Origin of the sequence: Paracoccus angustae (assembly GCF_042648745.1) — a bacterium.
In the GTDB taxonomy this organism is placed as follows: Bacteria; Pseudomonadota; Alphaproteobacteria; order Rhodobacterales; family Rhodobacteraceae; genus Paracoccus; species Paracoccus angustae.
The window spans coordinates 1-13,168 of sequence record NZ_JBHRXY010000056.1; the positions used below are offsets into that span (position 1 = coordinate 1).

At 61.8% G+C, this 13,168-nt stretch carries 15 protein-coding genes and 2 pseudogenes; 7 read left to right on the forward strand and 10 right to left on the reverse strand.

Annotated elements, in window-relative coordinates:
* Window positions 1-282 (forward strand): ATP-binding protein (locus ACFOM8_RS21375; RefSeq protein WP_377764407.1); only part of this gene is annotated, 282 nt, incomplete at its 5' end.
* Between the two features lie 149 nt (window positions 283-431).
* Here ACFOM8_RS21375 and ACFOM8_RS21380 read toward each other — a convergent pair.
* The 4 genes and pseudogenes from ACFOM8_RS21380 to ACFOM8_RS21395 form a co-directional block, all read right to left on the reverse strand.
* A pseudogene (locus ACFOM8_RS21380) lies at window positions 432-986 on the reverse strand (IS5 family transposase); the annotation flags it as partial.
* 99 nt (window positions 987-1,085) lie between these two features.
* The gene (locus ACFOM8_RS21385; RefSeq protein ID WP_377764408.1) at window positions 1,086-2,255 is read right to left on the reverse strand and encodes a cation:proton antiporter domain-containing protein; all 1,170 of its coding nucleotides are present in this window, start codon (window positions 2,253-2,255) and stop codon (window positions 1,086-1,088) included.
* Window positions 2,256-2,312: 57 nt separating this feature from the next.
* Complete coding sequence (locus ACFOM8_RS21390) at window positions 2,313-2,582, reverse strand: thioredoxin family protein (RefSeq protein ID WP_377707386.1); 270 nt, start codon at window positions 2,580-2,582, stop codon at window positions 2,313-2,315.
* Between the two features lie 31 nt (window positions 2,583-2,613).
* Window positions 2,614-2,667 (reverse strand): annotated as a pseudogene (locus ACFOM8_RS21395) (hypothetical protein); the annotation flags it as partial.
* Between ACFOM8_RS21395 and ACFOM8_RS21400 the strand changes: the two are divergent.
* Window positions 2,647-2,817 carry a hypothetical protein gene (locus ACFOM8_RS21400; protein WP_377764425.1) on the forward strand — a complete coding sequence of 57 codons (171 nt, stop codon included), beginning with the start codon at window positions 2,647-2,649 and terminating at the stop codon, window positions 2,815-2,817. The pseudogene ACFOM8_RS21395 and the gene ACFOM8_RS21400 overlap by 21 nt on opposite strands.
* Window positions 2,818-2,903: 86 nt before the next feature.
* On the opposite strand, the gene ACFOM8_RS21405 is transcribed toward ACFOM8_RS21400, so the two are convergent.
* The 6 genes from ACFOM8_RS21405 to ACFOM8_RS21430 all read right to left on the reverse strand — a co-directional run bounded on the left by ACFOM8_RS21405 (window position 2,904) and on the right by ACFOM8_RS21430 (window position 9,552).
* The gene (locus ACFOM8_RS21405; RefSeq protein WP_207470198.1) at window positions 2,904-3,464 is read right to left on the reverse strand and encodes an NADH dehydrogenase ubiquinone Fe-S protein 4; all 561 of its coding nucleotides are present in this window, start codon (window positions 3,462-3,464) and stop codon (window positions 2,904-2,906) included.
* 1 nt (window position 3,465) lies between these two features.
* On the reverse strand, window positions 3,466-4,086 hold the full coding sequence (locus tag ACFOM8_RS21410; protein WP_377764410.1) for a hypothetical protein: 621 nt from the start codon (window positions 4,084-4,086) through the stop codon (window positions 3,466-3,468).
* Window positions 4,087-4,297: 211 nt separating this feature from the next.
* Window positions 4,298-4,945, reverse strand: coding sequence for an HdeD family acid-resistance protein (locus tag ACFOM8_RS21415; protein WP_377764411.1), 648 nt, complete (start codon window positions 4,943-4,945; stop codon window positions 4,298-4,300).
* The gene (locus ACFOM8_RS21420) at window positions 4,942-6,114 is read right to left on the reverse strand and encodes an RNA polymerase sigma factor (protein WP_377764413.1); all 1,173 of its coding nucleotides are present in this window, start codon (window positions 6,112-6,114) and stop codon (window positions 4,942-4,944) included. Before ACFOM8_RS21420 ends, ACFOM8_RS21415 begins: the two co-directional genes overlap by 4 nt.
* A 77-nt stretch (window positions 6,115-6,191) precedes the next feature.
* Complete coding sequence (locus ACFOM8_RS21425; RefSeq protein ID WP_377764415.1) at window positions 6,192-9,086, reverse strand: ATP-dependent Clp protease ATP-binding subunit; 2,895 nt, start codon at window positions 9,084-9,086, stop codon at window positions 6,192-6,194.
* A 64-nt stretch (window positions 9,087-9,150) separates the two neighbouring features.
* The gene (locus ACFOM8_RS21430; RefSeq protein ID WP_377764417.1) at window positions 9,151-9,552 is read right to left on the reverse strand and encodes a hypothetical protein; all 402 of its coding nucleotides are present in this window, start codon (window positions 9,550-9,552) and stop codon (window positions 9,151-9,153) included.
* Window positions 9,553-9,840: 288 nt separating this feature from the next.
* Here ACFOM8_RS21430 and ACFOM8_RS21435 point away from each other — a divergent pair, with 288 nt between their 5' ends.
* From ACFOM8_RS21435 to ACFOM8_RS21455, 5 genes are all read left to right on the forward strand, one after another.
* Entirely contained in the window at window positions 9,841-10,026 is a 186-nt protein-coding gene (locus ACFOM8_RS21435; protein WP_341351634.1) for an Hsp20/alpha crystallin family protein, read from the forward strand.
* Window positions 10,027-10,038: 12 nt separating this feature from the next.
* Entirely contained in the window at window positions 10,039-10,401 is a 363-nt protein-coding gene (locus ACFOM8_RS21440; RefSeq protein WP_377764418.1) for an Hsp20/alpha crystallin family protein, read from the forward strand.
* 57 nt (window positions 10,402-10,458) lie between these two features.
* The gene (locus ACFOM8_RS21445; protein ID WP_377764420.1) at window positions 10,459-10,950 is read left to right on the forward strand and encodes an Hsp20/alpha crystallin family protein; all 492 of its coding nucleotides are present in this window, start codon (window positions 10,459-10,461) and stop codon (window positions 10,948-10,950) included.
* A 72-nt stretch (window positions 10,951-11,022) separates the two neighbouring features.
* On the forward strand, window positions 11,023-11,958 hold the full coding sequence (locus ACFOM8_RS21450) for a YfdX family protein (RefSeq protein WP_377764422.1): 936 nt from the start codon (window positions 11,023-11,025) through the stop codon (window positions 11,956-11,958).
* 221 nt (window positions 11,959-12,179) lie between these two features.
* Window positions 12,180-12,671 (forward strand): phosphate-starvation-inducible PsiE family protein, encoded by a 492-nt coding sequence (locus ACFOM8_RS21455; RefSeq protein WP_377764424.1) that lies wholly within the window; start codon window positions 12,180-12,182, stop codon window positions 12,669-12,671.
* Window positions 12,672-13,168 lie beyond the last annotated feature (497 nt).

Below are 13,168 nucleotides of genomic sequence, written 5' to 3' on the forward strand. Positions count from 1 at the left end.
GCCGGTTACAAGCTGCTCATCATCGATGAGCTGGGCTTCGTGCCGCTGTCCAAGACCGGTGCCGAATTGCTGTTCGAACTGATCTCGCACCGCTACGAGCGCGGCGCGACCCTGATCACCAGCAATCTGCCCTTCGATGAATGGACCGAGACCTTCGGCTCCGAGCGCCTCACCGGCGCACTACTCGACCGGCTGACCCACCACGTCAGCATCCTCGAGATGAACGGCGAGAGCTATCGCCTCGCCAACAGCACTGCCCGAAAGCGGCAACAAAAGTCCTGAGATCAGATCGCTCGTCTTGGCCCAAAGAGGCCAATGCGCCATGGCACGCGCCAGCTATTGGTAAGCGCGCGCGCCATGGCGCCGGCCACCGCCACCTGACCTGGTTTTACCCCGCCGCGTGGCCGGATTTTACGCCGCCGTTGACAGCCTGGCGGGATCTGGCCCAGCAGTTCGGTCAGCATCGGCGCGTCGCCGATCTCGCTGGTGGTGAACTCTGCGGCCCGGATTTCGAGTGATTTCTCGTCGATCCCGATGGGGATCTTGCGCCAGACGCGGCGCTTGGTGCCACCATGCTTGCGGGCGTTCCACTCCCCTTCGCCCTCGACCTTGATCCCGGTGCTATCGACCAGCAGATGCAGGGGGCCGTCCGAGCCACGGTAGGGGATGTTCACCTTCAGGGTCTTCTGGCGCCGCGACAGCGTGCTGAAGTCGGGCACAGCCCAGTCCAGGCCGATCAGGCGCACGAGGCTCTCGACGAACCCTGTCGTCTGCCTGAGCGCCATCCCGAACAGCACCTTCATCGTCAGGCAGGTCTGGATCGCGGCATCGCTGTAGTCACGCTGCCGCCCGCGCTTGCCGGTGGGCGCTGCCTCCCAGGTCATCGCGGGATCGAACCAGATCGTCAGCGAGCCTCGGCGCTTGAGCGCTTCATTATAGGCCGGCCAGTTCCTGGTCTTGTAGGTCGGGGGTGTCGGTCTGCTCATGGCCTCCAGCTATCACGCTGGATTCACGACATGAATCCCCTTAGGCGATTTGTGCAACAGAGCCCTTGGCCGCCGCAAAAATATGGCTGCCATACTTTGTCAACAGGGCCTAATGTCGATTGGTCCTAGGCCTGACCCCGCCCATCTAATCATAAGACTTCCAGCCAACATGCTCACTCCAATCGCGAGGAGGAGGGGGCCGGCGAACTCCTCGGCCACTGTACCCGACGTCGAGGAAACCGATAGCAACATCAGGCTGAATTCTCCCCCGTTGGCCAGGATGACTCCGGTCCGCAATGAGGTCTGAAGCGCTTCGCCGAATAGTCGGGCGACGACGAAAACAATCAGCGTCTTTCCGCAGAGTATTATTGCAAGCCAGACCAGCACGGCAGGCCATTGAGATGGAAGGATCCAAAGTGGCAATTGAGTCCCGATACCGATAAAGAAAATCCCGACAAACAAATCGCGGAAAGGCCGTATCTCGTTCTCGACAGCATGGCGCGCGTCTCCCTCGCCGATGATCATGCCGGCCGCGAATGCGGCGAGTGCCGGAGAAAGGCCGGCGGTGGCCGCGACAATCGCAGACCCTAGTGCAATGGTGAGCGCGAGAAGCTGGGCAAGTTCCGGATCGCCACGCGACGCTACCCAACGGGCAAGTACCTGCAACGGGCCACGGGAAATGAACAGAGCTGCAACCAATGCCGTTGCACTGGCGATGACCGTTATCACGCCATACCCTTCGGCGGCACCACTCATTGCATCGTGCAGAAGCAGGAATGCTACAGCTGCCAAGTCTTGAAACAGAAGCACTGCAATGGCCAGACGCCCTTGGGCCGATCCCAGAGCGTTCGCGCTTGCGAGCACCTTGAGGCACATGGCCGTGGATGACATGGCAACGGCCCCGCCGATGAGGATTGCGGGGACGGGCGCGAGATCGAAGATCAGACTCGCTATCAACGACACCGATATCGTCGTGACTGCAACCTGCGCGGCTCCAAGACCGAAGACATGCTTTCTGAGCGTTACGAGCTTCTCGAACGAGAATTCCAGGCCAAGAGCGAACAGCAGGAGTACTACTCCGATCTCGCCGATGCTGCTCAGGGCAGCGTTTTCGGCAATCAGGCCGAGGCCGGCAGGTCCGATGACTATGCCGGCAAGAATGTAACCGACGATACTGGGCACGCCGATCCGTGAACATATCGTCACGAGCACGAACGCGGCAAAGACCAACAAGGCCGCACTTTCAATAAATCCGGTCACGCCATGCATGTTCTTGTCCTTCTTCTCCTGATGGCATGGCGCAGGTAAGGCCAATACCTGTAAACTCTAGACGTGCGACCGCGCCCACTGCGCTATCTGCGCGGCAGGCATTGCACCGCTCGTCCTCGCGATTTCCTTGCCGCTCCTGAACAGGATCATGGTGGGAGTGCCGCGGATCCCGTAGCGGCCGGCAATCTGCTGTTCGGCCTCGGTGTCGAGCTTGCCCAGGCGGACATGGGGTTCGAGCGAGCGCGCCGCCGCCTCGAACTGGGGCGCCATCATCTTGCATGGCCCGCACCACTCGGCCCAGCGTGAATCTACCCGGTCCGAGCCGATCTTCGACGGCGGGGCCGAAGATCCACAGCGTCCACATGTTCAGTATGAGGTGCAGCCAGCCCCCGTGCAGGAAGATATTGGTCAGGAACGGGGTCCAGTCCGACGGGGCGACGAGGCGGAGCTGACCGAAGACGCGCGACGGCACCAGCGCGAACTCGAACAGGAACCGGTCCAGCACGCGCGGCGGCAGGCCGCCCTGGCAGAGGAAAGCGAGAAGGCTGATCCCGACGACTGACCAGACGGCCACGGGGGGTATCTGCGAGCAACGGTATTGGCCCATGGAAACATCTCATTTCCCCGAGCGCATGCAGCTGGCCGTCATCACGTCGTCTTTCTTGCAATTGTCACAGCCGTCCACGCCGGAGGATCAGAGGCGGGGAAGGATTCGAGCGAGGCTTCGAGGACCGGATCGAAACTCTCCCTGTCGCTGGTAGACGGGTCGGGCGTGCTCTCATGCTGGACGCCTCTTGAGAGGCGGCGATCGGGGCGGAACGGGACCCGGAAGGCTCCCGGGGCATCGACGCCCCTGTGCAGCCGGTGGCGCGTCTCACCCGCCCAAGGGTTCGCCATCCGGGCTCCCCCAGCGTCCTCGCGCACGACATAATGCCAGTCCTGCCGCTCTGCGAAGTCCACGGCACTGTCGCGATCCGGAAACTTCAGCCGAATCGGACGATAGGGATCGCCGCTGGACGTGTATCCCATCAGCGGCTCGATCTGCGGCGGCCGCGACGGCTCGAACTCGAGGACCCAGTAGTTGGGCCGAGGCGCCGATGTCATCGCGGAACGGGCAGGACGGTAGATGATTGCCGTCGGCACGTCCCAGGATGGCAGATCGGTTCCGGGAATTTTCGGCGGGAATGGTGGGCGATTATGGCCGCGCATATCAGTTCTCCCGGGTGTCGGTGGATACGAGAAGGTGACGTTTGAGATCGCCGAGTTTTTCCATTCGCCTCGAATTCAGGCGAACGGCGCGTTCGGTGTTCTGCGAAGGGAAGGCAGCAGCGTGCAGGACGTCCGACCGCATCGCTATCGTGAGATCGGCGACGGCATTCATCACGCCCTCTCCGTCCCCGTCCGAGAGCGTGCCGTCAGCAAAACCGGACTGCAAGCTCTCCAGTACCTGCTCGAAGCTGGACACGACCCCTGCACTCGCGACCACAGCCAGCTTGTGGCTGAGAACACGCAATTCATCGATCAGCTTCGCATCGTGCCTTGCGGTTTCCACGATCTCTGCGACCTTCTCGATGCAGGCCATGTAAATGTCGCATTGCTGCTGGAGGATGATGACCCTTCCTTCCTTGCGAAGCTCGAGATCGGTCTGGCGATTGAGAAGCGCCGCGGTCAGAATGATCGTCACGACAGCGCCGAGGAAGATGAGCGTCATCTCCTGCGCGAAAGGCAGTATGTCTTCGGCAAGATACATCGAACGAAAAACGAAAACGATGCCGATGCCCAAGGCAGCGGCCGCAGCAGCAAATGCCAAGTCAGGCAGGCGGTTCGACATCAGCACCTCGCATTTTCGGTGTCAGGTGGCATGCACGGCTTCGCATCGGCGTCCGGCGCCTCTGCGTCCCGGTGCCGCAGGAAGATTGGCGTCGGACCGCTGCCGAACGGATTGAAGCCGGTGCTCAGGCAACGGTCGAAGATCGTTTCGTCCCATCGGGTGAAATCGTGCTCCTCGCCGGCAAGTCGCCCGTCATCCACCACAGGGCACCTCACGCCTTTGCCGATGGGGGAGCGTTATCGAAGGCCGCACCGTCCGAACGATCCGCCTTGCGAAGCCGTAGCCCGAGGAGGATCATCATCACCCCGAAGACCGCGGCGTAGAAGCCGATCAGCCAGCCGAGCGCGAGGAAGCTTTCGACCGGGCGCGTCAGCAGCATCCAGGTCACGACGACACCGAGAACGACCGAGAGAAGGCCGCTCAGGATCAGCCAGATTTCGCCGTTGATTTCCTTTCGCAGGCGGATCGCTGCCGCGATCTCGAGGGCACCCGAGAACACGGACCAGAATGCGATGCTGGCCCAGAGGAATGTCGCAAGCACAAGCGTCGCGACAAAAGGCGAGACAACCACGGCGATGCCCGTGGCGATGCCCAGAATGCCGCTGAACATCAGCCAGCCCCAGCGATCACCCCCGCGGATGTTGCGGACGGCGGCGACGAGGCCGAACACGCCATCGGCGAAGGCGAAAGCGCCGAAGACCAGCGTCAGAGCAAGCAGCGACTCCGCAGGCATGAGGAAGGCGAGAACCGCGATCACCAGCGCCAGGACACCGCGCAGCACGAACAGCCACCAGTTCCCGGAGAGGCTGCACAGCATGTCCTGCATCGTGTCGGATTGCTTTGCAGAGGTTGTCGTCATTGGTCCATCTCCTGTTCAGGTTTCAACTCAGTAGTGCCGATTGTCTCCGCGCCGGCCAGGGCGGCCGCCACGCGGCGGCGGTCCTCGACCGGTTGAGGCAGACACTGCGTCCGGGCAATTTCCCTTTCCACGGGCGCGCGCCCCGATGCCTCGCCGATCAACCCGGCTTCGACCAGCGTGCCGCGCAGTGTCTCCGCCGCGTTCTCTGCAATCTTCAACACTTCCGCCTCAGTGAGATCCAGGAGGTGCGCCGTCTCCGCGATCGTGGCGTCTTCCAGGTACATCCGATACAGGACGCGGCGCTCGACCGGAGCAAGATCTGCGATAGCCCGGTGCAGTGCCATGGCGATATCATGACGATCCACTTCGGTCTCGGGGTCTGTGCCGCCGTCGTCGGCGATGAGGTCCTCCAGCATCAGCACTTCGTCGGGCTGGTAGAACTCGAACATCGCCTGATCCGCCTCGGTCGGATCCTCCGCCGGGGCCTCGGGTTCCGCCTCGATGGAGGCGGCATCCTCAGGCACGGCGCGGCGGGCGGCGCGGGATTCTTCCTCGATGGTCTCAAAAGCCAGCCGTTTCAGCCAGTCGCCGACGGAAAACTCCGAAGGCCGATCCTCGAAGCGGGCCAGCCCCTTGAGGATCGTCGCATCGAAGAGACCGCGAACGCTCAGATATCCCTCCGGTACCGATCCGCTGCATTCGAGATAGGTCAACTCGCGCCTGACGGTGTCATAGATCGTATCGAGATGATCCTCGATCAGGTCAAAGAAGAGCTGGCGCCGGTCCGCTTCCGCCGCATCCCGCGCGGGCGGCAGCGGGGCGCCGATCCGGCGCCGGCGGGCGGGACGCTTGTATTCAGGCTCGTGCTTGAGGCGCGCCACATGCCGATCGACCTGGTGGCGCAGGTCGGCAAAGGCCTTGCGCAGGACAGGCTCGATCTCGAATCCCTCTTCCCGCGCCGCGATCACGCCCGACGGCAGTTGCAGGCGCAGGCTGACTTTGATGCGTTTCTTGCCCCTCGTCTGCGAGGCAACGACTTCGAGCCGGACCAGATCCTCGCGAAAGCGCGCAAGGTGCGGTTCAAGTTGCCGCACCTCCTCCTCGATGACCTCAGGCGCGCGCTGTTGGCCGTGCCGGTCGAGATTGCGGAATGATCTAATGACGTTCATGCCGTGGACCTTCCTATAACTCTCCGAAGAGATGGCCCGGCGCGACCGATATCGCGCCGGGCCAGTCTTTTGCGCTGTCACTCGGCGGACTTGTCGTCCTTGGACTGCACCTCATCCCCAACGCTGGGCTTCGGAACGTCCGTCCTGTCTTCGGCAACTTCGCTGGGCTCCTCGATCCCGGCCTTGGCCTGATCGTCCGGGCTGTCGTCACCGGTGTCCTTTACGATCTTTTCGAACATGACCCTCTGTTCGTCTTCCGACCAGGCGACGCGGACCTTGTCACCATCCTCGATCCGCCCGGAGAGCATCTCGCGGGCCAACTCGGTCTCCAACTCCGACCGGATCAGCCGGCGCAGCTCGCGGGCGCCGAATTCGGGGCGGAAGCCGACCGCGCCGAAGTGATCCACGACGCTCACGTCGAATTCGAGTTCGACGCCCTGGGTAAGGGCGGTCCGCTTCACCCGGTTCAGCTGCAACTCGACGATCTGGCGGATCTCCGACTGATTCAGCGAATGAAAGACGATGATCTCGTCGATCCGGTTGATGAACTCTGGCCGGAAATGACCGCGCAACACCTCCATCAGTTCGGATTTCTGCTTGGCCTCGTCGAACTCACTGCTGCCGCGTTTCGTGAGGTTGCGCTGGATGATGTCCGAACCGAGGTTCGAGGTGGCGATGATGATGGTGTTGGTGAAGTCCACCACGCGGCCCTTGCCGTCGGTCAAGCGGCCGTCGTCGAACACCTGAAGCAGGATGTTGTACACATCCGGGTGTGCCTTCTCAATCTCGTCGAGGAGCACGACCGAGTAGGGCCGACGGCGGACCTTTTCGGTCAGCTGCCCGCCTTCGTCGTATCCGACGTAGCCCGGAGGCGCGCCGACGAGCCGTGCCACCGCGTGACGCTCTCCATATTCCGACATGTCGATACGGATCATCGCGTCCTGATCGCCGAAGATCACCTCGGCGAGCGTCTTGGCCAGTTCCGTCTTGCCAACCCCGGTCGGCCCGAGGAACAGGAAGGTCGCGGTCGGACCGGAACCTTCGCGCAGACCCGCACGCGCCAGGCGCACCGCATCGGCCACGGCGCGGATCGCTTCTTCCTGGCCAATGACGCGCTCGTGCAGCTTCTCCTCGAGCTTCAGGAGCTTGTCCTTCTCCTCGGCGGTCAGCTCCGTGACCGGAACACCCGTGATCTTGGAGACGATCTGCGCGACATGATCGGCGCGCACCTCAGCGGTCGCCGAAGCCTGGTCGCGCTTCCAGATTTCCAGAAGCTCGTCAAGCTCCTTCTGCTTCTGCTCGAGTTCCTTCTTCAGTTCCGCTGCCCGGTCGAATTGCTTGCGGGCGGCGGCATAGTCCTGTTCGCGCTTGATCTGCGCGACCTCGGCTTCGAGCTCCTGCACGTCCACGGGCCGCGCAGTGGCCGAGATCTTCACCCGCGCCGCGGCCTGGTCGATCAGGTCGATCGCCTTGTCGGGCATGAAGCGACCGGTGATATAGCGATCCGAAAGCTCCGCGGCGGCGATGATCGCCTCGTCGGTGATCGTCACCTTGTGGTGGCTTTCGAGCGTGTCGCGCAGCCCGCGCAGAATCATGATCGTCTGTGCGACCGTGGGCTCGTCCACATAAACCGGCTGGAACCGTCGCTCGAGCGCCGCGTCCTTCTCGATGTATTTCTGGTACTCGTTGAGCGTCGTCGCGCCGATCAGGTTCAGCTCGCCCCGCGCCAGCGCCGGCTTGAAGGTGTTGGCGATGTCGAGACCACCTTCGCCACCGCCCTGGCCGGCGCCGACGATGGTGTGGATCTCGTCGATGAACAGGATCAGGCTGTCCTTCTCCTCGGTGATCTCCTTGAGGATCTTCTGGACTCGCTCCTCGAACTCGCCGCGATACTTCGACCCGGCCACCATCGAGTTGATGTTGAGTTCGACCAGCCGCTTGTCGCGCAGCGCCTCTGGCACTTCCCCCGCGACGATCCGTTGTGCAAGGCCCTCGACGATGGCGGTCTTGCCCACGCCGGGCTCGCCGATCAGCACCGGGTTGTTCTTTTTCCGGCGGGCCAGCACTTCGATCGTCGTCTCGATCTCGCGGGCGCGGCCGATGACGGGATCGAGCTTGCCCTCGCGGGCGAGCTTCGTCAGGTCACGGCTGAACTGGTCGAGATCGGGGGTGTTCGACGGAGTCTCGACGCGGCCTTCCTCGGCTCCCTTGCCGACCACCTTCGTCACCTGCTGACGCAGCGCCTGCGGCGTCAACCCCAGCTTGCGCAGCATCGCCGCCGCGAGGCCTTCCCCCTCTTCGGCAAGGCCGATCAGCAGGTGCTCGGGACCGACATAGGAATGGCCGAGTTCGTTCGAGGCGATGAAGGCCCGGTTCAGCGCGTCCTTCAGGCGAGGACTGACGCCGATTTCGCCTTCCGTCTTGGCGTCTCCACGCTTCGCTTCCTTCTCGATCTGGCGCCGCAGATCGTCCACATCGACCTTGAACTGTTCCAGGATCGTCTTGACGACGTCAGACGAGGTCAATGCCAGAAGCAGATGTTCGGTGTCGACCTCGCTGCGCCCGAATTCCCCGGCCTTCTGTGCGGCATCCTGCAGCAGCTTGTTGCCCTGTTCGCTCAGCCGGTCGGCGATGGTGCGTCCGCCGCCGCGCCGCGATCCACGCCGCGGCGCGCCCTCGCCGAAAGTGGCGTCGACGACAGCGTCATCGCCGTCACCCATGGAGCCGAGCGTGCCGCCTCGCAGCGGACTGTCACCAAAGAGGCTGCCGAAACCGCTCTCGCCGAAGAATTCGTCAAGAAGGGAACGCCGTCCGAACAGGGACTCCAGCGGCGAGGCGCTGCGCCCCGACCGGCGGGCCATTTCGCTGTAATGCTGGTCGCAAAGCTCCATGTTCTGAACCCTGCCGTTCACCGAGGCGCGCACGCGCGCCGTCGCCGGGCGACCGCAAATATCGCAAGCTCCGTTTGCCATTCGTCTTCTCCGTTTTCATTATCCAGTCAGGGTTGTTCGCCGATCATCTGCGCCAGTGACAGTGTCACGCAGCGACCGCTTCCGTTCTTTTCACCTTGGACCCAATTGCCACAAGATAGGGCTCGTCCAGTGTCTCTCGTTGCAGGAGATCCTGCGCCGATTGCTCGAGAAGATCCCGATTGGTTTCAAGAAGGGTGAGGGTGCGCTTGAACACGCCATCCACGATGTCGCGCACCTTCGCGTCCATCCGCTCAGCAGTGGCGTCGCTGTAGCGGCGGTTCAGCCAGGACGACTGGTCGCCGGTGCCGAGAAAGCCGGGCCGATCGGTGTCGTAGCTGACATGCCCGAGGTCTTCGTCCTGCTGGATGTGCTGGGCGACCCGATGGATCGTCGTCCCGATCAACGCATGGTCGGATGCAATCATCATTTGACCTCCAAGGATCTGTTGGCCGTCGCGAAGCTCCATCAGACGCCGCTAGAGATTGAAATGCTAGCATGAATTATGCCTGCGTGGTATTCTTATGAGCGTAGAATTGAAAAGGTTTCGGGATCGATATCTCTTGCCGTGGCGATCGAACCGCGAAAGCAGTGTTTTACTGCACGACGTCGTTGAGTCACAGGAGACCAACAATGCTCTATCCAACATATCTGCGCCGCAGCGACCCCTTTGCGCTGATGCGCTCCATGATGCGCGATCTCGACCGCGGTCAAGGACAACGTCCTGACGATTTCGGGCGAAGGAACGGCGCCCGAGGTGTCCGAGGGCGCGCGCTGGCACCGCAGAGAGCGCGGGTATGGCAAGTTTTCTCGCGCGATCCGTCTGCCATTCGCGGCCTCGGATGACAAGGTCGAGGCGAAGATGGCGAACGGCGTACTGCGGATCGTCATCTTCCGGCCTGAGGAGGAGAAGCCGAAGAGAATTGAGATCAGGGCAGCCTGAGGAGCTGGAACGATGAGCACCGACATCACGCCAGCCACCGAAAAGACGCCGACTGACGCGCCTGAAACCGCCGGCGGCGGCCGCATCTACCACCCGCTGACCGATATCGTCGAGACCGATCAGTGTGTCTCCATGATGGTCGAAATGCCTGGTGTCGCCGCCGATGCGGTCGAAATCACGCTTGAAAACCGCGTGCTGACGATCCGCGGCAAGGTTGAGCCGATGCGGCCAGAAAACCTGGAACTTGCCTATGCTGGACGTGCCGAGGGCGATTTCGAGCGTGACTTCACGCTTTCCGAGAACTTCGACCCCGACAAGATCGAAGCCGAGATGCGTGGAGGCGTCCTCACTTTGACGCTCCCCCTTAGCCCCTGAGGCGCAGCCGAAAAGGATCGCCGTCAAGGGCGCCTGAAAACCGAAGGAGACCATATCATGCAGATCAAAGACCTCATTCCCTGGGCTCGCAAGGACGGCACGCCAGATGCCAAGAGCATCGAAGACAACCCGATAGCGACACTCCAGCGCGAAATGAACCATGTGTTCGAGAACTTCTGGAACCGGGTCGGTCATTTCGAATGGCCCTTTGGTAGCGGCGAGGCGAAATCCGACGTGGTCGAGACCGACAAGGCGATCGAAGTGTCGATCGAGCTGCCGGGCATGGAGATGAAGGACATCGAGGTGACGGTCAACGATGACATGTTGACTGTGAAGGGGGAGAAGAAGATCGACCGCCAGGAGGAGAAAAAGGGATACTACCTCTCCGAGCGCAGCTACGGCGCGATCTACCGGACAATTCCACTCCCGCCCGGTGTGGATGGCGAAAAGGCGCAAGCATCCTTCAAGAACGGGGTTCTGACGATCAAGCTGCCGCAAACGCCCGAAGCCCAAGCCAAGGTCAGGAAAATCGCGGTCAAGGAGGCCTGAGCCGGGCATTGATCGTGCCAACTCTGCGGCGAAACCGCCGTAGAACCAATCACAGCCGAAAGGAACAGACTGATGAAACTCAGGAGTCTTTACGCGGGAACAGCTTTGGCCCTGCTGATTGTCAGCGCCGGCCCTTCCTGGTCTCAGGATACGGCTCAGGCGGAAGCTGAAGCGCAGGCGGTCAACCGGGAGCAGGTCGAAGAGAGCGTGACCGCCGAAACCGATTCACAGCTCGCCGATAAACGCACCGCCCTGATCCAGGAGGCGGTCGACGCGCTCGATGAAACGAACGCTGCGATCGCCGCGATCGAGAAGGGCGATACAGATGCGGCGATTGCTGCGCTCGCGTTGGCCACGGGGAAGCTCGAGACCGTCGTCGCGCGTGAACCGGATCTCGCTTTGGCGCCCGTACGGATCAATCATTTAACCTATGACGTTCTGGGCAGCGTCGAAGCCGTCCGAGAACTCGGCAAACAGATCGAGGACTTGGTCGACGATGGGAAGTTCCAGGAAGCGAGACCGCTGCTGAGCGGGTTCGCGTCCGAGGTTGTCATCCAGACAACCAGCCTTCCGCTTGCGACCTATCCCGACGCGATCCTCGCAGCGACGGCACTGCTTGATGACGGAAAGACCGACGAAGCGATGACGGTACTCAACGCCGCACTGAGCACCCAGGTGGTGACCGACACAGTGATCGCCCTGCCTCCGCTCAGAGCCGTAGCGATGATCGAGAAGGCCAAAGCTCTGCTCAATGACGACGGTGAGGCGGCAAACGACAAAGCCGCTACTGAAGATGCCGATCTGACGGCCGCCGACTATGTTGAGGCGGCACGCCAGGAACTCGAAATCGCCGAAGCGCTCGGCTACGGCCGCGAAAGCGATTTCGAGGATCTGCATGAGGCGCTGGATGAGTTGGACCGTCAGATTGAGGCGCAGGAGGATACCGGAGGGATCTTCGAAACGATTGCGACCCGGTTCGAGGAACTTCGAACGCGCATCTTCAACTAAAAGAGAACCTCTAATGGAGCCCCGCCGCAAACGAGACCAGCGGCGGGGCTCTTTCGCAGGAAGACTGAGGAACGATCGATAGTCTGGGCCCGGAGTCCCGGCTCTCGACACATAACAATTGGTTCCTGGCTCCATCGCAGGTAAAGAATTCCCGAATGATCCCGGTCTGCGGCGAAGCCAGGGAGAGCTTGTCTATTCGGGGGGAACTTCGAGGGGTACTGATGAAAGACCTGAAACCATCCCGGCTAACCCGTGAACAATGGTCGGCGATGACGCTCTACGAGAAGTTCGAACAGGTCGTCATTTTCGTCCTCAGCGCCATCATTGCGGTTATCGTCGTGGCGTCGGTTTGGGCGCTGATGCGCGAGGTCGTGAACCGGTTGGTCTTGGGAGCGTTCAACACGCTCGATTACGCCACCTTCCAGGTGGTGTTCGGAATGATCTTCACCGTTGTAATTGCGCTCGAGTTCAAGCGCTCCCTTCTTGTGGCGACAGAACGCAGCTTCGGCATTCTCCAGGTCCGCACGATCGTGCTGATCGCGCTCCTCGCGATCGCGCGCAAATTTATCATCCTCGATCTTGGCGAGACGGAGCCAGCCAAGATTGCCGCCCTCGCGGGCGCGGCTCTTGCGCTCGGAGCAGTCCACTGGCTGGTGCGCGATCAGGACCGGCGCGAAGAGCCCGGTGCTAAAAATGCCGAAGGCGATCAATGAGCCGAAGCGTTTTCGTTCGACTTGTTTCATCAACCTCTGCCGCACTCATCATCATAAGGGCACCTCGATTTTTGACCTTTTCCGGTCGCGGGTCGCGGGCTCGGCGGCTTGAAATGGGCGTGATGCCACCCGTCAGTGCCCTTGTGCGCTACGAGGTCTTTGATGCTTTGCCTGTCGCGCGCGGCGTTTCGCACGACTTGATTTCCGCGCCCCTGGGTTAGCTTGCGGCGCTTCCGCTTGCGCGAGGCTGGGTCCAAGCGAGGCCAAGACCGCCAAGGTGGTGTTCAAGATATTCATGGTTCTTCTTCTGAAAGCGCAGGCTACCCTGGGCTACTCTGCCATTTCTGGGGTCTTGTCGCTGTTGTCCTCTGATAGCGCGAGGCACAGCCCTTCAATCCTGGCTTGGGGAAGTTGCACAGGTGTCCGTCGTCGAATGATTTGGAACAGGCGGCCTGATGTTGGTCTGGAGGGCTCTGGCTCTGTGGGTTGAGGTTATG